This window comes from Paenibacillus psychroresistens, assembly GCF_009728935.1.
Classification (GTDB): domain Bacteria; phylum Bacillota; class Bacilli; order Paenibacillales; family NBRC-103111; genus Paenibacillus_AC; species Paenibacillus_AC psychroresistens.
Genome location: NZ_CP034235.1, coordinates 7,561,839 through 7,581,880, shown reverse-complemented (window position 1 = coordinate 7,581,880; position 20,042 = coordinate 7,561,839). Strand labels below are relative to the sequence as shown.

General features: G+C 40.8%; 18 protein-coding genes. 9 read left to right on the top strand and 9 right to left on the bottom strand.

The window, feature by feature from the left end; genetic code table 11:
* Positions 1-63: 63 nt before the first annotated feature.
* Positions 64-639, bottom strand: a complete 576-nt coding sequence (locus tag EHS13_RS34030; RefSeq protein WP_227013685.1) for an LURP-one-related family protein — start codon at positions 637-639, stop codon at positions 64-66.
* Positions 640-814: 175 nt separating this feature from the next.
* Between EHS13_RS34030 and EHS13_RS34025 the strand changes: the two genes are divergently transcribed.
* The 3 genes from EHS13_RS34025 to EHS13_RS34015 are packed head-to-tail and all read left to right on the top strand — an operon-like array spanning position 815 to position 2,395.
* Complete coding sequence (locus EHS13_RS34025; RefSeq protein WP_155704664.1) at positions 815-1,276, top strand: GNAT family N-acetyltransferase; 462 nt, start codon at positions 815-817, stop codon at positions 1,274-1,276.
* Positions 1,277-1,795 (top strand): hypothetical protein, encoded by a 519-nt coding sequence (locus tag EHS13_RS34020; RefSeq protein WP_155704663.1) that lies wholly within the window; start codon positions 1,277-1,279, stop codon positions 1,793-1,795.
* A gap of 12 nt (positions 1,796-1,807) precedes the next feature.
* Positions 1,808-2,395: a hypothetical protein gene (locus tag EHS13_RS34015; RefSeq protein WP_227013683.1), complete on the top strand. Its 588-nt coding sequence runs from the start codon at positions 1,808-1,810 to the stop codon at positions 2,393-2,395.
* Between the two features lie 81 nt (positions 2,396-2,476).
* Here EHS13_RS34015 and EHS13_RS34010 read toward each other — a convergent pair whose 3' ends face one another.
* The 7 genes from EHS13_RS34010 to EHS13_RS33980 all read right to left on the bottom strand — a co-directional run bounded on the left by EHS13_RS34010 (position 2,477) and on the right by EHS13_RS33980 (position 10,624).
* A complete protein-coding gene (locus tag EHS13_RS34010) occupies positions 2,477-3,397 on the bottom strand; it encodes a GGDEF domain-containing response regulator (RefSeq protein ID WP_155704661.1) in 921 nt (306 codons plus the stop codon).
* A 5-nt stretch (positions 3,398-3,402) separates the two neighbouring features.
* A complete protein-coding gene (locus tag EHS13_RS34005; RefSeq protein ID WP_227013682.1) occupies positions 3,403-3,849 on the bottom strand; it encodes a response regulator in 447 nt (148 codons plus the stop codon).
* Positions 3,846-5,654: an ATP-binding protein gene (locus EHS13_RS34000; RefSeq protein WP_155704660.1), complete on the bottom strand. Its 1,809-nt coding sequence runs from the start codon at positions 5,652-5,654 to the stop codon at positions 3,846-3,848. Before EHS13_RS34000 ends, EHS13_RS34005 begins: the two co-directional genes overlap by 4 nt.
* Positions 5,655-5,666: 12 nt before the next feature.
* Entirely contained in the window at positions 5,667-6,953 is a 1,287-nt protein-coding gene (locus EHS13_RS33995; protein WP_155704659.1) for an ABC transporter substrate-binding protein, read from the bottom strand.
* A gap of 327 nt (positions 6,954-7,280) precedes the next feature.
* On the bottom strand, positions 7,281-8,543 hold the full coding sequence (gene tyrS, locus EHS13_RS33990; RefSeq protein WP_155704658.1) for a tyrosine--tRNA ligase: 1,263 nt from the start codon (positions 8,541-8,543) through the stop codon (positions 7,281-7,283).
* 486 nt (positions 8,544-9,029) lie between these two features.
* The gene (locus EHS13_RS37680) at positions 9,030-9,278 is read right to left on the bottom strand and encodes a hypothetical protein (protein ID WP_155704657.1); all 249 of its coding nucleotides are present in this window, start codon (positions 9,276-9,278) and stop codon (positions 9,030-9,032) included.
* Positions 9,279-9,745: 467 nt separating this feature from the next.
* Positions 9,746-10,624: a transposase gene (locus EHS13_RS33980; RefSeq protein ID WP_162463390.1), complete on the bottom strand. Its 879-nt coding sequence runs from the start codon at positions 10,622-10,624 to the stop codon at positions 9,746-9,748.
* Between the two features lie 378 nt (positions 10,625-11,002).
* On the opposite strand from EHS13_RS33980, the gene EHS13_RS33975 reads away from it, so the two are divergent.
* Positions 11,003-12,049, top strand: a complete 1,047-nt coding sequence (locus EHS13_RS33975) for a ParB/RepB/Spo0J family partition protein (RefSeq protein ID WP_155704655.1) — start codon at positions 11,003-11,005, stop codon at positions 12,047-12,049.
* Positions 12,049-13,107 (top strand): lactonase family protein, encoded by a 1,059-nt coding sequence (locus EHS13_RS33970; RefSeq protein ID WP_162463389.1) that lies wholly within the window; start codon positions 12,049-12,051, stop codon positions 13,105-13,107. The genes EHS13_RS33975 and EHS13_RS33970 overlap by 1 nt, the downstream gene beginning before the upstream one ends.
* On the opposite strand, the gene murI is transcribed toward EHS13_RS33970, so the two are convergent.
* Positions 13,104-13,877 carry a glutamate racemase gene (gene murI / locus EHS13_RS33965; RefSeq protein WP_155704653.1) on the bottom strand — a complete coding sequence of 258 codons (774 nt, stop codon included), beginning with the start codon at positions 13,875-13,877 and terminating at the stop codon, positions 13,104-13,106. The genes EHS13_RS33970 and murI overlap by 4 nt on opposite strands.
* A gap of 176 nt (positions 13,878-14,053) precedes the next feature.
* On the opposite strand from murI, the gene EHS13_RS33960 reads away from it, so the two are divergent.
* The 4 genes from EHS13_RS33960 (at position 14,054) to EHS13_RS33945 (ending at position 19,972) form a co-directional block, all read left to right on the top strand.
* Positions 14,054-16,339, top strand: coding sequence for a helix-turn-helix domain-containing protein (locus EHS13_RS33960; protein ID WP_155704652.1), 2,286 nt, complete (start codon positions 14,054-14,056; stop codon positions 16,337-16,339).
* Positions 16,340-16,462: 123 nt separating this feature from the next.
* Positions 16,463-17,437 carry an ABC transporter permease gene (locus EHS13_RS33955; protein ID WP_319633405.1) on the top strand — a complete coding sequence of 325 codons (975 nt, stop codon included), beginning with the start codon at positions 16,463-16,465 and terminating at the stop codon, positions 17,435-17,437.
* 7 nt (positions 17,438-17,444) lie between these two features.
* Complete coding sequence (locus EHS13_RS33950) at positions 17,445-18,323, top strand: carbohydrate ABC transporter permease (protein WP_155704650.1); 879 nt, start codon at positions 17,445-17,447, stop codon at positions 18,321-18,323.
* Between the two features lie 68 nt (positions 18,324-18,391).
* A complete protein-coding gene (locus EHS13_RS33945) occupies positions 18,392-19,972 on the top strand; it encodes an extracellular solute-binding protein (protein ID WP_155704649.1) in 1,581 nt (526 codons plus the stop codon).
* Positions 19,973-20,042 lie beyond the last annotated feature (70 nt).

Genomic DNA, 20,042 nt, shown 5'->3' with positions numbered 1-20,042 from the left:
CCTTCAGCCTTGATTAGGCAGAGAGAGTCTTTTTACTGTGTCTATGTAATAGGTAATAAAAGATTAGTCCTGTTTGCCTTCAATAACACAAAGTAAAATACCTGCAGCCAGCCCTAGACGTCTATCCAAGGTTTGTGATTTATCCATCGAGAAATCCAAATTCAGCTTAACGACAAATGGATTGAAGTTTTGTTTGAATTCAGCTACTGGAGTGCCATTCATTTCAACCTTAAAGCTTTGTGGAATCAAACCAATAAAGCGTCTTAGAATGGCAAGCAGAATATTATCCTCTTGAATCTTGCCCACCTGCACATCATTTGCATTCAGAATGGACCATTCATCTTTAATCATCGATTTCATGCCATGTCTTTGCAAAGCTCCGATTTTCTCACCGGTTTTACTATCCATAACATCATAGATTGCGGAGAAGTCCAACGCGCTGCGAGCATGTATGGAGATAAACTCTTCTTGCATATCTTCACCACTAAAAATCCGAATATCTTCTCTAAGCTTAAACGCCTTCATTTTCGAGAAAAAGATGACCTGCTCCTGTGCGTCAAAAATCTCCAGTTTAGCTCCAGCAAAAGTCAATATGTGCTTGCGAATATGAAAAAGATCCTGATTAAAACGTTTATCCACGCCATCACTCCTGTCTATTTTCATCGATATGCTCTAACTAGTATTTTAACACAAATCCATGGAAGGAATTGCATTTATCTGGATGAAGCAACTTTTGCTAGTTAATCAGGTAAAATGTATAGTAGTCTATACTACTTAATTGAATTACTACATAGAAAATGGAGGCATAACTAAATTGGATAAAATAAACGTACAGCTCGTTTCTCATGAGAGCATAGAGTTAATCGGTTTAATAGCAAAGCTGGATGAGGATTTATACCAAAGGTATCCGGAGGATGAAGTGCATGTTGTCGACTTTACCGATCCAAGTATTGCAGAAATTGTCTTTATTATTGCCTATCAGAACGAAACTCCAGTAGGTTGTGGCGCGATTCGTCCGATAGATGCGGATTCAACTGAATTAAAAAGATTTTATGTCGAGCCTGCTTTTAGGCAACAAGGCATTGCTAAACAAATGCTGGTCTTTCTCGAGGAGCAAGCGAAGGCGTTGCAATTTACACGGATAAAGCTTGAAACCGGGGCAGCGCAGCCAGAAGCCGTGAACTTCTACGAAAAGCATGGCTATCAGGCAATCGATAAGTTCGGAGAGTATGTGGATTGTATATCCAGCCTTTGTTACGAGAAGGTGATCATTTAAGTGTCTTGGGGTTACAATAAGTTTATTAATTTTGTGAAACGAGCCGTTATCCTGTTAATTGTTTTGGTGTTTATAGCTTTTATTGTCCTTTCTTATTCCGTACGGAATGTGGTTCCGAAACAAACAGGATTTGCTGATTATGGCCAATTTGCGGAGTCGATTTATCTTGCTGAAACAAAGGTAAATTATCAGAATAAAGAGCTGCTGAATCGTTATTTTGCGCTTAATCTTAATAAGCCTATGACTAAGTTAACTAATCTAGAAATAAAAACTTTACCCGAGACAGGTATTTTTAAGTTCTCCTATATATCAGATGAAGGTAGAGCCGTTTTCGTTGATGAGCTAGGCAGCATTTATGTTACGGTAAATCCTCACGACATTAGAAATAAATCGCAAAAAGGTTGGCTATGGTGGAGGCTGGACGGTGGACGGACAAGCATGATTTATTACCGAACTGCAGCGGACCCAGAGATGGTTAAGCTAGTAGCTGAGATTCGTGCAGATACAGCAAAAAAATAGATATGCGTAAGCATGGAGGTCCATTTGAAGCGAATTGTCATTGTGTTAATTGTTATTGCCTTAGCGTTTGGTGTGAAATTATATTTAAATAAAGCGTCATCCGGCACGGCTATAGATGAAATTGAACGAAAACGCGGTTCGATTGGCGAGCTTTTGGAGGAAAGGGAGGTTCGGGACGGAGAAGTAGTATTCTATATGCGTCAAGAGGGAGAGCGAGCACCCGTACTCTCTGCGGACTATGTGAATAAAAGCTTCCTTGGCTGGAAGTGGGCGGTTGGAGGCGGACATAGCTTGCCTGCTGCGTCTGGGAATGAAACCGCTTGGTCCTTTCAATATATGGATGCAACCAAGGGATCTTTCTTCAACCATTCCCCATTCCCATTAGTCTTCGGGACCGTCAATAATCCGGCTATTACAGCTGTAACCATTAAATCTGTGAAAACAGGACAAGAAACTATAGCAGACTTAATAACTTCAAAGAGTAACATTACGCTCTGGTATGCTTTCATTGAGGAAGAGCAAGGTAAAGCCTTTGATCTAACTGGGCTTGCTAAATCTGGAGAAACCGTCAGCAAGAAGCATATATTTGATTCCGAATAAGGCTTCAACACAAAAACAAGCATGAATCAATTCGACTCAACGCTTGTTTTTTGTGTATGTGATTTGGGGGAGACTCTAGTTTCATCTCATCTTTTCTTTCTTGTGTGTATACATTCGCTGATCTGCTTGAATAATCAATTCACTTAAAGTAACTTGGTCATCCGGGTTGTAGTAAGAGGCTCCAAGGCTAATGGAAAGATAAAAAACTCTTCCTGCACTTAGATTAAAGCTTGTTAATCGGGTCTTCATTTTAGTGTTAAGCTCTTGTTCAATAATCATATGATCCACATATTCTTCCTTTTTTTGAGGGATGATTACGATAAATTCATCGCCACCCATCCTTGCAATAATCGAGGAGTTTAGGAATGTTTCTTTTAACATATTTGCTGTATCTATTAAAGCCAAATCACCAATATGATGGCCGAAGGAATCATTGATCTGCTTCATACCATCCAAATCGGCAACAATGATATAGAAACCTTTGTTATCCTCACCAAATGTATGAAGCAGCTGTTCGGTTTGGTTGAAAAAGCCCCTTCGATTATAAAGGCCGGTCAGCTCATCAATAATCGATAAATTATATAACTCATCTTGTAAACGATGACGTTCGATCGCATAACGCATGGATCGCATAATGAGTGTCGGATTAACCTGCCCTTTGATTAAATAATCTTGAGCCCCACGCTTAACCGCATTCATCGCCACTTGTTCATCATCAAGTCCGGTTAAAACGACAATGGGCACAATAGGTGCCTGCTCCCTAAGGGAAATAATCGTCTCTATTCCATGGCTGTCCGGAAGGGAAAGATCGAGCAATACAACATCAAATACATCCTTGGTAACCCATTCGATACCAGAATCTAATTTATCGACCCATTTGACTTCAAAATGTACTTGCTCCGTATCCGATAAGGCTTCCTGGATCAACCTGGCATCGCCCGGATTATCTTCAATCAATAAAACCTTGATGGAGGGTATGCTTGATTCCGGATTACTTCTCAATGGGCTTACCTCCTGGGTATCTTGACGATAGTCAACCAAAATTCTTCAATGGATCTAACAACATTTAAAAACTGATCTAGGTTGACCGGTTTAGTAATATAACAATTCGCATGTAAATCGTATGCTCTTAGAATATCTTGCTCTGCTTCAGAGGTAGTAAGTATAATAACTGGAATATGTTTTAGCAGAGGGTGTTTTTTGATTTCCGCAAGTACTTCAGTTCCATTTATTTTAGGTAAATTTAAATCCAACAAAATAATATCAGGTACGATCGCATCCGTGTAAATACCTTCACGCAGGAGATAGGCAAGAGCTTGCTCTCCATCTTCCACTACGCTTAAATTGTTTTTAATTTTCCCATCCTTTAACACTTCAACAATTAATCTAATATCTCCTGGGTTATCCTCCACTAAAAGGATTTCTACATCCGAGCTTAATTTTTGATCCATCATATTTGTTGATCTCCTCTGTCTGGTAGCTTGAAGTAAAAGGTTGTGGAAAGGCCCATTTCAGATTCTACCCAAATTTTTCCGCCGTGGCGTTCTACGATTTTTTTGCAAATGGACAATCCAATACCTGTACCCGAATACTTCGATTTCGTATGAAGCCTCTGGAAGATGAGGAAAATTCGTTCTTTATATTGGGAATCAAAGCCAATACCATTATCTTGTACGGAAATCTGCCAATCCTCGCCGACACGCTGAACACCAATATGTATGGTAGGTATTCGACTGGCATCATTGAATTTAATCGCGTTTCCGATTAAATTTTGCAATAGCTGCGCAATTTGTGTAGGATCTGCTGTTAGGGTAGGCAGCGTGTCGTGGGTGATAACAGCGCCGTTCTCAAGAATGGCTTGTTGTAAATTAGCTAATACATGCTGCAATACAATTCCTAAATCGACTATCTTGAACTCTTTGCCTTTAGACCCCACTCGGGAAAAGGCCAACAAGTCGTTGATTAAACTCTGCATCCGCTGCGATCCGTCAACAGCATAGTGGATAAAATCATCCGCATCCTGATCCAGCTTACCTTTATAGCGCTTGGCTAAAAGCTGTACATAGCTTGCTACCATTCTTAGGGGCTCTTGCAAATCATGTGAAGCCACATAAGCAAATTGCTCTAATTCTCCGTTGGAAACGGCCAAATCTTCCTTTTGTTGTTTAAGCTGCAGCTCATTTTCATGAATATTTTGCGACATTTGATTGAATGCTTCACATAACTGTATTAACTCCATTGGGGCTGTTTTTAAATCGCTGTAATGGATTTGATAATCATATTCACCATTCTGCAGCCGACTAACTCCCCTTAACAGCATTTGTATGGGTTGTTCAATATGTTTAGCAAGCTGCAGCATCCCAATTAATCCAATGGCTAGCACAATGAAAATAATGACGCTCATCACCATCAATTGTTGGTAAAAGCTATGAAGCACTTCATTTTTTTCTATTTCACTTACCGCAATCCACTTTGAGTTATTGACTAACTGGTAGGTCCCAAACACTTGATTGCTCCGATAGTTCGTATAAACCGCTGCGGATTCAATTCCTATTTTGGCCCGTTTAAGAATTTCACTTTCATTCTTAAATTCCAGCTTTTTGCGATTTTCCGCAAATCTCGAATCTGTAATTAAATAGCCATTTGTATCCATTAAATAAGATTCGCCACTATTGCCATTTTGGAACTGATCCATAAAATGATCAATCGTCTCTAGTGTAACAGTACCGTAAACGGCCCCCAGAAACTGATTATTCACATCTATAATGGGAGCGGAGAATAAAATCGTCGGTTGTTTGGAGACCTTACCCATCAGCACATCGGATATATATTCCTTACCTTTTAGCGCTTCATCATAGAAAGTACGATCTGAGAAATAAACACCAATTTGATTCATCGTGCTGAATTCGACAATACCTTCTTTATTTACGTAGGAAAGAGCTTCGAATTCGTGCTGATTCTTCATGAAAAAATTCATGTTTTGCTGAATGCTATCCAGATCAATATTTTTATAGGTTTGCAGATTAGCTAATATGCGGATTTCGGAGGCTCTTGTAGCAAACCAGCTATCGATTGTTGTTTGTTGTATGGCGCCATTCATCCGCATAGAATTGATTTGGTTAGTTTCCGTTTGTCGATATTGAGTGAAAGAATAAGAGGTAATCGTCAATAGACCTACTAAAAGCACCAATGAAATCCCCAAAAAACGCATACGTTCTTTTAAGCCTTTTAGTCGAAGCCAATATATTAAGAATCTCATACTACTTCACCGTCAATCTAGAATAAGAGTTGACTTATCCTTAATATAGTTATCATCCGCTTCTTTTAATTCATTTTGCAGTTCTTTTCCTAGAAGAATCTGATTCAATGCCTTATTAATCGAGTCATTAGCTGAGTTAGTCATCAAGTGTCCAGGGTTAAACGAAGTTGGATTTAGCTGCAAAGCTTTCTGCACTTCCTTCATAGCCGGATTCGTATATTCAGCAATGACATCTTTAAAAGCGGATAGAGCTATATTCTTGCTATATAGCGCTAACATATCTTTATCAAGGAGCAGTGATAATAAATATTTAGCTTTAATCGGATAAGCGGTCTTAGCATTAATAGAAACTTGTTTGTCGGGAGCTGCAGCCATAACTGTTTTTCCATTTTCGTCGGGCAATGCAAAAAATCCCATTTGAAAATCCTTGGTCTTGCTATCGACGACTCCCGGTGTCCAGCTTCCCATCAAATGCATCGCGCCTTTTCCATCTATGAATTGCGCGGTCGACTCCTCATAGCCAATGGTTAAAGCATCCGGATTAAAAAATCCACCTTGAGCTATCTGTTTGAACTTGTTTAGTGCGCCATTCACTTCAGGCCCATCAATTTTCACTTTGCCTTCGTAAAGATCCATTTCAAATTTAGGGTTTTTTTCAAACTCGGCTGTTGCAGCAATCGGGATGTAAACTCCTTGAATGGTCCAAGTATCTTTAAAGCCGCCTATAATGGGGGAAATTCCCGATTGCTTGATTTTGCTGCATAGCTCTACAAAATCATTCCAAGTTTTAGGCTGCTCCAGCTGGAGGTTTGCAAAAATCTTCTTATTGTAATACACCCCAAAGGTACTTACATCTAATGCCGCCCCGTAGGTCTTCTCTTTAAAGGCAACCGTTTGTTTGGCTGAATCAATCATACGATCCACCCAAGGCTGATCAGATAAATCAAGCAAGTAACCTGCTTTTGTATACGCTTTAATACTTTGATTGAAAATAATATCGGCAGCTTGGTTTGCTTTTAATTGATTTGCCGTGTCGTCAGCAAACGTTTTTTCGTCTAATTTCTCCCAAGTGATCGACGAGTTGGGGTACTTTTGCTTAAATTTGTTTTCTACTGCTCTAAAATATCCGTTATTATCTTTTGCCCAGTATGTAACTCGCAAAGTAAAACTCTCTTCCGTCTTATCACTCAGATTAGTTTGACTAGCGCTTTGGCTTGGATCACGGTTAGCAGATTTGCTGCATCCAGATATAATTGTAAACAAACTTAACACAATCAGAAAAAAGAACGTTTTGCGCATTCACTCACTCCTCAAGTTAATTGTAAACTTCGAGTTCATAAATTCTGGCGTAGCCATCAAATCCGGTAACCAATTCGGAGATGCTGAATGGACGCTACCTTAAGTTATATCTAGTCTAACATACCTAGCGTTTGTATTGATATTACGATCTGAATAATTTGCTGAAATTCCAGTTACGGTGTCGATATCTGTAAAACCCCCTGTGATTATTATATAGGTCTCATGACCCATAACTATATTACCATAGTTTTCTAATGTGTAAATAAATTGTTTGAAAAAAAACCACACTTTAACCTCTATGAAGGTTGAAATGTGGTTGATTATGTTCTAAATAAATATTATTCTGGCGAATTTACGCTTTCCAACCTGGATAATGTCTCCCTCTCGAACTTCTAGCTCTACATTGGGATCTAAGATTTTAAACTCGTTTATAGAGACGGCTCCACCTTGAACGCTGCGTTTTGCCTCGCTTAATGAGGATTGAAGCTGAAGTGAAACAAGCAGCTTGGCTACGCGAATCAATCCGTTATCTCCTAGTTCGGTTGCTGATAAAGCAACATCACTTATTTCTTGGGGCAATGCCCTTTGCTGGAAAACAGAGATAAAATGCTGCTCTGCAGCAATCGCTGCTTGTTCATCATGGAACTGAAGGACAAGTAGCTTGGCAAGCTGCATTTTCGTATCTCGTGGATGCGCTGAACCATTAGTCAAATTTGTTTTTAGTAGCTGTAACTCATCCATAGTGGTCTCTGTGGCCAATTCATAGTATTTTAGCATCAGCGCATCAGGGATAGACATGACTTTACCGTAAATTTCATTGGGTGCTTCATCAATCCCAATATAATTACCCAAGCTTTTACTCATTTTTTGGACACCGTCTAAACCTTCAAGAAGTGGCATTGTCATGATGGCCTGAGTTGGTTTGCCATATTCCTTCTGTAAAGTTCGACCCATGAGGAGGTTGAATTTCTGGTCAGTACCGCCAATCTCAATATCACTTTCCAAAGCGATCGAATCGTAACCCTGCATTAGCGGGTAAAAGAATTCATGAATATGGATGGGAAGGCCATTTGAATATCGTTTGCTGAAATCATCACGCTCTAGCATGCGTGCCACTGTTGCTTTGGAGGATAGCTGTACCACATCGGCAAAGTTTAATAACGCCAGCCATTTCGAATTGAAGAAAACCTGAGTTCTAGCAGGGTCCAGAATCTTATAAATTTGGCTGCGGTAAGTCTCCGCATTACGAATAACATCTTCTTCTGTCAGCTGCTTGCGTGTTTCCGATTTCCCTGTTGGATCGCCAATCCTACCTGTGAAATCACCAATAACCAGCTGGATCTGATGGCCCCAAAGCTGGAACTGCTTGAGCTTCTGCAGCACGACAGTGTGCCCTACATGAATGTCAGGTGCAGTAGGATCCAAACCAAGCTTAATATTAAGCGGGCGATTAAAGTAAATCGATTCTGTAATTTTCTCTTTAAAGGCATCCTCAGGAATAATCTCGAAAGTCCCCTTGCTCAGAATAGTCCATTGCCGTTCAACCTCTGTTTTCTGTGTTTCCGTTAATTCCATACACTGATTAACCATAACTGCACCTCATTTCAAAGTTTTTGTGAACGCAAAAAGGCCCTCTCCCTGTAGGGACGAGAAGGCTAACCCGCGGTACCACCCTAATGAAGCCGTTGCAGCATAGGGAATCTCTCTGCTTGCAACGTCAACGCTTTAGTCCGTGGTAACGAGGCGGTCTCGAGTAAAAGCTAATCCAATCCCCTCATTACTTTGTTAATTACACAAAGTCAGCTTGGTAGATTGTTTCGCTTTCCTTGCTCAGGAACGTAATTCGTGCATTCTGCGTCACATCAGCTCGCACCAACCGCTGACTCTCTGAAGATATCGCAAACGCCTACTGGGGTGGCATTCACCCTGATCCGTCATTGCATTTTCTTATTAAGGTTGTATACGTTATATCATACGATTTCAGAAGAAGTCAATTGGGTGCGCCCAATCCATGGCATTAGCCCGTGCATACAATGTGGGATAGCCTAACTTCGAAGGAGTGAAATCGAATGGTATTCATGCCGCCACCACCGCCTCAAGGACCAGGATCTCAAGGACCACCAGGATCTCAAGGAGGACAACAAGGATTTCCATGGTCTCCATGGTCGCAAGGACAACCTGGTTCGCAAGGACCTCAGTGGCCACAGCAGCAATGGCAAGGATCACAACAAGGGCCATGGCAAGGATCACAAGGTCCATGGCCAGGTTCACCAGGGCAGCAGCAATGGCCTGGCTCATCTGGTCCACAAGGATCTCAGCCGCCAACTGCCCCGCCACCCCAATTTACGCCTCAACAACCTAGCGCCACTCTATTAGCAGTTGATCCTGGAGCTATCTCGGGTTGCTTATTCCGCAACACCTTTGTTTGGCTCAACAATGGAGAAGGGTTTTGGTTCTTTCCCACCTTTGTAGGTCGTACCTCAGCAGCTGGCTTTAGATGGAATGGTCGCTTCTGGATGTATTTTGGAGTCGATCTACGCCAAATACAAACATTCACTTGCTTTTAAATACTTAAGTCTAAGAAACCTCTAGTTCCCTTGTGTAAAAGGAAATTGGGGGTTTTTGGCATAGAATAATTCCTTGCTAATGGGGTGGTGTTTAGGGTGTCTTATTCATTCCTTTTGGCCTGTATCCCCTTGCCTCAGTATTCCCTAAAGTGTTGCTAGAATCAGTGATAAGTCATTAGATCAGCAATTGCGTTTACTCAGATTCGCTGACCAATAGAGTAATAATTACTTAACAAGATTAGCGTATAGTGAAGAAGGGGTAAAAGCGCATAAATTCAACAGTGACTCAAATGGTGACTGATTATGAAATTTGGAGTTAACTCTCCAACAGAACTCATTCCAATAATGCTGAAGATGATGCTGAGCTAGACCTCGAAAAGTCTTCTTAATCCATGTTTTTGCTTTTTTAAATGTAGGATAACCTCTCATATCCTTGCGCTTCATTCGAACTCTGGCAGAATGGGTCATTGTAGCTTCATCATCGACATGTGTATCATGGAACGCGCAAATTGCCCGAGGTAATATGTCCGTGTCGGTATAATCGGATTTAGGTACCATCTGGATTTTTACATAAGTAGGTTGGTTCTGGTCGTCTATGGCTATTCCCACTAAAACAGGGAATTCATCAGCTTCAAAATAGAAATTATTGGTCCAAGGTTTTCCGCATTTGCCCTCATCAACATAGACTGTACCAGTGAGTTTAACGGAATGGTCAGCCTGCGTAATGGATTGGCGAATCTTACGCAGCATCAACCATGCTGTTTTATAGGTAACCTGAATCAATTTGCTTAAGCGTAAGGCATGAACGCTTGATTCAGTTGAAGAGACGAGAAATAAAGCGGTAAACCATTTGCGAAGATCAGTTGAGCTGCTCTCCATTATAGTACCAACCGTAGGAGAGGCTTGATAATGGCAATGAATACATTGGTAGAGCGGCAGCCGTCTGGTGTCGATCCGAAATGCGAGGGTATGCGAACAGCGAGAACAAATAAATCCACAAGGCCATTTCTGAGCAAATAAATAATCGGCGCAGGCTTCCTCCGAGTAAAAACGAGCTTGAAATTCTACTAACGATGCAAACTCCGTAGTTAAGTCTTTGAACAATTCAATCACCCCAATACCGAATGTATGTTCCTATATTTTAACATAAAGTTTTCACCACTACAAGAAAATTTAATGAAAAGTAGGGAGATTTAAGGCTGATTTTCCTAGTCCAGAATCTTGTATTAAGGAAGGCATATATTACTTATAAAATCTTTATTTAACGACGCCTTAAAGGAATGCTGAGGCAAAGGGATACAGGCCAAAAGGAGCTAGAATGGCAACTACAAGCAGCAAAAAAAGGCATTATACATAAAAATATATAATTATTCAGAGACCGTTCGATTAAACAAATATTCCCACAGCTTGGACCGTGTTATATAATAGATATAACTACTCATAACAAAGACAGGCGATCTAACAAACGATAGGAGATATAAAATGGATATTGTCACAATCCCAACTCATATGATTGATGAAGATACGGATCAGCCACGGTACCAATTTGATGAAGAATCCCTACAGGAATTAATGAAAAGTATTGAAGAGCTTGGGCTGCTATCTCCGATCAAAGTGAGAACAACGAAGGACGGCCGCTATAAAATCATTTACGGCAACCGCCGTTATAAAGCATGCAAAACGTTGGGTAAGCCAACAATCCCTTGTATTGTTTCCAATGTAACCGATGAACTGGAAATTTATTTGGAGCAGATTGCTGAGAATTTGACCAGAGAAGGTTTTTCGCCAATTGAGGAAGCAGAAGCATTCAATAAGCTTTTAACCGATCCGAAGTTCAGCAGCTCTACCAAGTACCTGTCTAGTAAATTAGGCAAGCCAGAAGCTTACATCAAAAACAAATGTGATTTGCTCAAATTCAGCAATGCCGTGAAAAAGCTAGTCGTTAGCGGCACGGAAATTAAGAAAGACAAGCTTACAGAAGAGCAGCTAATGCCCATTAAGGAATTGCCAATCGAGCACCGGAACCCATTGGCATTACTTATTGCTAAAGATGAGCTTTCAGTGAGTGATGTCAAAAGAATCGCCAAGTTATTTAAGGATAAAGACATATCGGACAGCACGAAAAATAAATTATTATATAAGACAGGGCGCGAGCTGATAGAAACCTGGTCCGTTTTTGAGCAAAATAGAGCGGAAAGAGCAAAAGCAGTTGAACCCAAAGCACCAGCATCTATAAAAATTGAGAAGTCTGAGAAACCTGCAAAGAATGAGGAAATCCAGACCATCTCCGAAAGGGTATCTCCATTAGAGAACGCTCTACAGAAGTTGTCTTCTGTGCTTCCAGTTTATAATCCATTCTCCTTGGAAATCTTACATGCAATAACAGTCATGGGACCAAATGATAAAGATAGTTTTATATTGGAGATTAACCAATTGGTCGATCATTTAGAAAAGCATCTCGCAGAATGGAAAAACGTGAGGGAGCTTGCAGCTTCAAACGAATCATTTCTATTAAAGGAGAATCTATAATGGGAAATACAATTAATCAACAAGACGTTTATATTCTTGCAGGGTCCTATTCTGAATCAGAGCAAGAAGGCATTCAATTATTAAGGTTTAATATTGCGGAGGGAACTATAAAGCGGGTAGGAGGTATTGCGGGAGTGGAAAACCCAGCCTTCTTAGCAATAGATCCCGAACGATCAAGGTTTTATGCAGTTAGTGAAGTAGAAGAGGGGCAAATCATCGCGTTTACCTATGACTTAAACAGCGGAGAAATTAAAGAAGTGAATCGCCAATCCACACAAGGTTCGTCACCTTGTCATTTAACGGTTGATGCAACGGGGAGTTGGTTATTTTCGGTAAATTATTCAAGTGGGAGTGTCTGTTTGTTTCCTATAGCTGAAGATGGATCCATTGGACCCATTGCTGATTTCAAACAGCATACGGGCAGCAGCATTAGTCTGGATCGACAACAGGAGCCCCATCCACATTCTATTTTCAGCTATCCCGATTCCAATTACTTATTTGTGCCGGATTTAGGTACCGATGAAATTTATATCTATTCACATAATGCATTAGAAGGAAAGCTGCATTTACTCGCAGCAGCTCCTGCTACAGCAGGTGCAGGTCCCAGACATGTGGATTTTCATCCAACAAAGCCGTATGTATATGTTATTCAGGAGCTAGATTCGACGATTGCGTTCTACACCTTCGATGAGCAAACAAAAAGCTTATCTCTGCAGCAAACATTGAGCACGCTTCCGCATGATTTCTCAGGAGAAAGCTATTGTGCCGATATCCATATATCTGCCTCAGGCTCGTATGTTTATGGTTCCAATCGCGGAGATGACAGTGTAGCCGTTTTTAGAATTGCTGAGGATGGAAGGATAGAATGGGCAGGAAGTTCATCTACTAAAGGGGAAATCCCGCGTAACTTTGTTATTATGCCAAATGGAGAATATTTGCTGGCTGCCAATCAAGATAGCCATTCGATTATTGTACTGTCATTAGGCGCAGACGGAATTCCAACTCCCACTGGAGAGTCTTATGAGATGAATAAGCCGGTTTGTTTAAAGGTCATTTAAGCTTCATTTTGCAGAAATGCTAATGCCAATTCCATCTTCTTAATGTAAGCAGGGTCATTATTCGAGCATAAGAATTTGATGTCTGAATGACCATGTAAACTTAATTGATCCTGATTTTTTAATACCTCGGTAAGTCGCTTAATAGTTCCTTTGCTTCCATCTACGATTTGAATATGACTGGGCAAGATACTCTGCAATGTAGCTTTATAGAAGGGGTAGTGGGTACAGCCAAGTACAATTGTCCCATAGATACTGAGGTCAAATTCGGAGAACACTCTGTTGAAATAATCTGTGATTATTTTCTGATCAAACATCAATGATTCGCAGTACAGAACCAACTCAGGTAATGGTAAGGAGTCAACAATATATTGATCATCTACGCGGGAAACTAATTCCGCGTATTTGTCTTGTTTAAGAGTTAGCGTCGTAGCTAGAACAAGCACTCTTTTACCGCTGGTACGGTTCATTTCAATTGCCGGTTTTACTGCTGGCTCCATACCTATGATTGGAATCTTATAAGAGCTTCGCAGCTCCGAAACAGCAATACTAGTTGCCGTGTTACATGCGATAACAATAGCCTTAACATCTTCTTGGATTATGCGGTCTATAGAGCTTTTGACATATTGGTTTACTTCGTCCTTGGATTTAGTCCCATAAGGCACGTGAAGGGTATCGGCAAAATACAAAAAATCCTCGTGAGGCAGCTGTTTCATAGCTTGATTTAATACCGTTATTCCACCGAGCCCTGAATCGAAGAAAGCTATTTTCATTGCAGTCACCTTGTCTCGTAATTGTTATTTGGTTAATTCTATCTTGCTTTGAGGTCCTTTTCAAGCGTTTAGACTGGTAAAGGGCTTTTCAGTATGGATTTTCGATAAACATTGCTAATTTTCAAAGTGTTATAAGGGGAATTAGTGCGGTATGATAGGATGAAGGGGGACTGTATATGACATTTCTTAAACGGATCCTACAGTATCGTATCTATCGCAGATTAGTTATATCCTATTTGCTGCTGATGATTGTGACAATCACTTTGCTGTGTACAATACTTTATACGCTATTTTCGTCTAGTGCAGTTAAAGAAATCGAACAGTCCTCGAAGGAAATGCTGTCCCAGGTCAGCTATACGGCTAATGTTGTTTATAAACAAGTTCAAGATATTACCTTTCAGCTGTTAAACGATAATCAGATCATGACCTTTATATATGCGGATGAGGAGAATAAGTTAATTAACTACAATGCCAGCTTACTGCTTGGAAAAGTAAATGGCTTAAATCCGTTAATTGCTAATATCAGCTTATACAACTTTACGAATGGTGCCTATGTAGACACAGCGGGATATGAGCCTGACCGGAAATTTGCAGCAGCAAAGCAAACGCAATACATAGGCTTGTATCCTCAGGAAAAAGTGAAGGAAGGTAAAGAGTCTCTTCATGTGCTTACCTTCAAAATATTACCAGAGCAGTTTGCAGGTATTATAACCTCTGCGATTATCGTAGATTTAAAGGAGTCCACTATCCAGAATACGATGCTGAGCATTAGCGCTTCACAGAAGGATGCTAATTACTTTGTTGTAGATAGCAAAGGAACTGTTCTGTCTCATTCTGACACAACCCGTTTTATGGATAATTTCAGCTCGCAGGATTATATCCAGGACATCTTGAAAGGTGATAAACTGCAAGGAAGTCTAGTGCGGTCAATTGATCATAAACAAATGCTGATCACTTATGTCAATTCATCTGCTTTGAATTGGTACTTTATCAGTGTACGCCCTTATGACCAGCTGCTCTCCAATATTCATCAACTGCGCAATATGACGCTGCTTTTTGGCTTTTTATTATTTATTATCGGGTTAACTCTTTCATTGCTGTTTAGTGGAAATTTCTATAATCCAATAAAGGCATTGGTTGATAAAGTGAATGAGAATGGAAATGCTGCAAAACCCCCGTTACTGCGGTTCGATGAGTATGAGCTGCTGTCCGAAGCATTCTCCAGCTCGCTGGAATCGGCCAAAACCATGCAGAATTCGTTAAATCGCTCTACGGAGCTGCTGAATAATAGCTATATTTTTAATGTGATCAAAGGGAATTTAGATAAAGGTGTAATAGCCTATGAAGTGGGGCGTGAATGGCTGGAGCGTCTGCGTGGGCCTCAATTTGCCGTGCTGCTTTTCCGGATCGATGGACTGCGTATGCTTAAGGAACGTTATAATGCGTTTGACCGACGCCTCTTCCGATTTGCCGTCAGCAATATCGCTCAGGAGTTGCTGAGTAAAGTCTTTAAGGTTGATATTGCCATTGTAGAAGAGGAGGAAACCGTCATACTGATCCAAACGGATCAAGTCAGCTTTGATAAGGATTTTTATTTTCTGCTAGCTGAAATTCAGGACACCATAAACGCTTACTATAAAATAACGGTTTCCATCAGTATAGGAGATTTATGCGACTCGGTTGGGGATATTAACGGTTCTTATCAATGTGCCCAGCAGTATATGAAGGAAAAGTTATTCGCTGGGAATGGAGCTATCCTAGATGCAACCTCTGTTAGCAGGGGAAAAGAGATGACCACTAGGTACCCCTCTTCCAACGAAAGAAAGCTAATTGACTCCATTAAGCTGTGCCATAAGAAATCCATTCAAAATGAAGTGAGCATTTGGAGTGGTTATCTTGCACGAAGCAGCCATACACAGGCCATTCAATATACGAATTTCTTGTTCCATGCCATAATACGTGAGTTTGAAAGTATAACGGAATGGTGGGCGATGGATCCCATTGAGTTTAACCAGGTTATGGATGATATTCATTACATTGAGACCTTGGATGAAATGGAGCAGTTATTAACCTCATTCTGTTTCCGAATTGTTTCGTTGATCGAGGAGAATAAGAATGATGTAGCGGCTGCCAAAAACGCGAAGGTAATTGAAGAAGTGAAACGATTTTTGCATAAGCAGTATGCAGATCCGAGTCTTTCATTGGAGCTAGCTTCGGACCATGTGGGCTTATCAGCAGGTTATATCGGCAAGCTGTTCAAAAGTATAACAGGCTCCTCGTTTAATGATTATGTAGCCATTATTCGGATGGAGCAAGCCAAAACCTGGCTGACAACAACAAACGAGGCTGTGGCGCAGATTGGGGAAAAGGTTGGGATTTACAACGTTTCTTATTTCTCAACATTGTTCAAAAAAAAGTACGGCATGACACCTTCTCAATATAGAGAACAACCTGGACCTTAAGCTGATTTTGGCTAAAGGTTCTTTTTGTTTTCCCGTATGTTTATTAAAAATAAGCTATTCTGTATTTCCGAAACAAAACACTGAATTGCGAAATTTACAGATGGCTTCATGCGACCCTATACTGTGAACATAAGTAAGCGAGGGGGAATTAACATTAAGGCCATACCGCTAGTTCGTAAGAAGAAAAGAGGCTTTTTTTGGGAGCTATCCCGCAATCGATTTTCTTATCTGTTAGTTCTGCCAGCGCTCATATATGTATTTATTTTCTCTTATGCGTCCTATCCGTACCTGGCTATTGCCTTTCAAAAATTTAATTACGTTAAGGGCATATTTGGAAGTGATTGGATTGGCTTTGAGAACTTTGCTTTCTTCTTTAAATCAAGCGATGCCATTCTGATCACGATCAATACAGTCAAGCTTAATCTGCTGTTTCTTGCATTTGGCACCTTCTTTGCGGTATCCATAGCTATATTATTCAATGAAATAAGGAGTAAATTATTTCAAAAGCTGGCCCAAACAACCATGATTTTTCCGAGCTTTCTATCCTGGGTTGTTGTCAGTTATATGATATATGGTTTGTTCTCAACGAATTTTGGGATAATCAATCAAATCATTCATTACTTTGGCGGCGAGACAATTAATTGGTACACCAAACCGGATGCGTGGACTTGGATATTAGTCGGGATGAAGGTATGGAAGGATGCGGGATTGGCATCCATTATCTATCTGGCAGCCATTGCTGGAATCGATCAATCCTTATATGAATCAGCCGATATGGACGGGGCATCCAGATGGCAGAAAGCAACACGTATCACACTTCCGCTGCTTGCACCAACCATTGCAATTCTTACGTTGCTTAGTTTAGGGAAGATTTTCTATGGTGAATTTGGCATGATCTATGCGATTATCGGTGACAATGGCGTGTTATATCCAACGACAGATATTATTGACACCTATGTATTCAGAGCTTTACGACAGGTGGGAGATCCTGCCAACGCTGCTGCTGTAGGACTATTTCAGTCGACAGTCGGGTTCACCCTTGTATTCCTAGCGAACTGGTTTACACGTAGATTCTTTAGGGAAGGGGCGTTGTATTAAGGTGAATATGACTAGACGAAAATGGGATATACCTGCTGTATTTATTTATCTGTTTCTCGCCTTGTTTTCAATTGCTTGCATACTGCCTATGGTTCTTACATTCATCGTTTCGATCTCAAGCGAGGATAGCATTATCAGCAATGGGTATAAATTTTTGCCGGATCATTACTCTCTTGAAGCCTATAGGAAGCTGTTTGCAAATGGTGCTACGCTGGTTAGAAGCTACATGATTACAATTACGATAACTGTCGTAGGTTCAATAGTTGCATTGGTGATTACAGCCATGGCAGCTTATACACTTTCCAATCCCAATGTGAGATACCGCAGCGGCTTGAATTTATATTTTTTTATTACCATGCTGTTTAGCGGTGGGCTTGTGCCTTGGTATATCATGTGTACGAAGCTTGGCTTGAAGGATAATATCTTGGCACTGATTATTCCGGGGTTAATGTTTAACGCTTTTTACTTGTTCCTGATTCGTAATTTTATGGACTCGCTTCCCAGTTCATTGCGAGAATCTGCTTACATCGATGGCGCCAATGATATGAGAATCGCTTTCCGAATTTATCTGCCGCTGTGTATCCCTGTGCTTGCTACCGTCATCCTGTTCTATGCGCTCTCTTATTGGAATGACTGGTTTAACGCCATTATGCTAGTGGACAATTCTAAGCTGTATCCTCTCCAGTACGTGCTTTTTAAGATCAAGTCGAGTATGGAGATGCTAAAAATGATCCCTAAAGGAGCAATCGCAAGTCAGTATACTAACCCAACGGAATCGACCAAGATGGCTACGGTCATTATTACAATAGGGCCAATCATTTTTGTATACCCGTATTTGCAGCGTTATTTTGTAAAGGGACTAATCATTGGCTCGGTAAAAGGTTAATAGTGTTAAAATCTGCGATATAAAGCTCGAAAGAGTTTATATAATTAATAATTGAGGAGAGGGTCTATTTGAAAAAGATTTTATTGATTGGATTAACATTTGTAATGGTATTGTCTATGTTGGCTGCTTGCAGCAATACGGACAAAACTGCGAAGGACACAGCGAGTCCGACAATTGCACCTACAGTAGCGCCTGCCAGTACGGTTGCCCCTGCGACAGCAGAACCGACAGCAGAACCGACAGCAACACCAGTGAAAGAGGAAGTTATCAATCTGAAGTATGTCATTCCTGGTGCACCGTCTTTGGAAGATGAGGCCGTTATGAAAGTGGTCAATGAAAAGCTTCTCGCAGACGGAGTGAATGTCCATGTTGAAAAAACGCGTATTGATTATGGCGTATGGGAACAAAAGCTGAACCTGATGCTTTCAACGGGTGAGGATTTTGATATGTTTCATGTCATGAATGACTGGATTTCGCTTTCTAATTATATTGGTCGCGGTGCCGTTAAGGATATTGCGGCTGAAGTGGAAAAATACGGTCCGAACTTAAAAACAGCGATTCCTGAATCGGTATGGAGCGGCGTGCAGAGAGACGGCAAAACCTATGCGGTTCCAGCTTATTGGTATGAATCCTCCTTCGAGGGATCGTTTACAGCAAACAAGATCCTGCTGAAACAAGCGGGGGTTCAAGAGGTTCCTAAGACACAGCAGGAAATGCTAGATGCTATGGAAAAAGTAATGGCTACACAAAAAGGCGCCAATAAACCGTATTTACCGATTATTGGAGGCTTGCGAGATGCTTCCGAAGTGCTTCACCGTGCTTATGATTCTTATCCGTTTGCTGTGAAAGACAAAGTAGCTTTTATCGGTCAAGACGGCAAGGTGAAAAACTGGGCGGATTCGCCTGAATTTAAACAGGATGCTGCTTTCTTCCGTACAGCTTATCAGAAAAAGCTGACTAATCCCGACATCTTAGTCATGAAGAATGATCAGTTTACGGCATTTTGGACCTTCGCATTTGGTTCACCAGGCAGTAAGGATGCACTAGTCAAGTTTTTCCCGGATTTGAAGGATGAAGATATTACCGTACAGCGCTTAAACCCAGAGAAGCCTAATTATCGGATGTTGAATGCAAAGAATGTTAATGCTGTAGCTGCCAATAGCAAGCATCCCGAAGCTGCAGTCAAGTTTCTGAACTGGCTTTACACCAATAAGGATAACTATGATTTGTTCATGTATGGAATAGAAGGGAAAACCTATAAGAAGGTGGGAGACAACGGTATAGAATACATTATGAATGATCAGAATCAGACGCTGTACACCCAGGAAGAATGGATGGTCGGCAATCTGAATTACATTCGTACTGATGCGAAGGATCTTACTGCCAATAAGGCAATGTATGTGTCAGATGCCAATGCTCAAACCTTCTATACTGCATCCTTCTTCTTCGATTCAAGCGCAGTAAAAGCGGAAATGGCCAATGTGCAAGCCGTATATACCTCTGACATTATGCCAATTTATGATGGTGTTACGGATTACGACAAAGGCATCAAAGGTGCTTTGGCAAAGCTGAAAACGGCTGGAATCGATAAAGTCATTGCCGAATATCAGAAGCAGCTGGACGTTTATGCGGCTTCGTTAAAAAAATAACAAAACGACAATAACCTGCTGCCCCATGTGTTGCTTTAACATTATGGGGCAGTTAAATCGTCAGGAGGTA

Excerpts from the sequence above, each read along its gene's own strand:
- murI (WP_155704653.1), bottom strand. The coding sequence starts at position 13,877 with ATGAAAATAGCTTTCTTCGATTCAGGGCTCGGTGGAATAACGGTATTA.
- EHS13_RS33970 (WP_162463389.1), top strand. The coding sequence starts at position 12,049 with ATGGGAAATACAATTAATCAACAAGACGTTTATATTCTTGCAGGGTCC.
- EHS13_RS34000 (WP_155704660.1), bottom strand. The coding sequence starts at position 5,654 with ATGAGATTCTTAATATATTGGCTTCGACTAAAAGGCTTAAAAGAACGT.
- EHS13_RS33995 (WP_155704659.1), bottom strand. The coding sequence starts at position 6,953 with ATGCGCAAAACGTTCTTTTTTCTGATTGTGTTAAGTTTGTTTACAATT.
- EHS13_RS34015 (WP_227013683.1), top strand. The coding sequence starts at position 1,808 with ATGGAGGTCCATTTGAAGCGAATTGTCATTGTGTTAATTGTTATTGCC.
- EHS13_RS33960 (WP_155704652.1), top strand. The coding sequence starts at position 14,054 with ATGACATTTCTTAAACGGATCCTACAGTATCGTATCTATCGCAGATTA.
- EHS13_RS33950 (WP_155704650.1), top strand. The coding sequence starts at position 17,445 with ATGACTAGACGAAAATGGGATATACCTGCTGTATTTATTTATCTGTTT.
- EHS13_RS34005 (WP_227013682.1), bottom strand. The coding sequence starts at position 3,849 with ATGATGGATCAAAAATTAAGCTCGGATGTAGAAATCCTTTTAGTGGAG.
- EHS13_RS33975 (WP_155704655.1), top strand. The coding sequence starts at position 11,003 with ATGGATATTGTCACAATCCCAACTCATATGATTGATGAAGATACGGAT.
- tyrS (WP_155704658.1), bottom strand. The coding sequence starts at position 8,543 with ATGGTTAATCAGTGTATGGAATTAACGGAAACACAGAAAACAGAGGTT.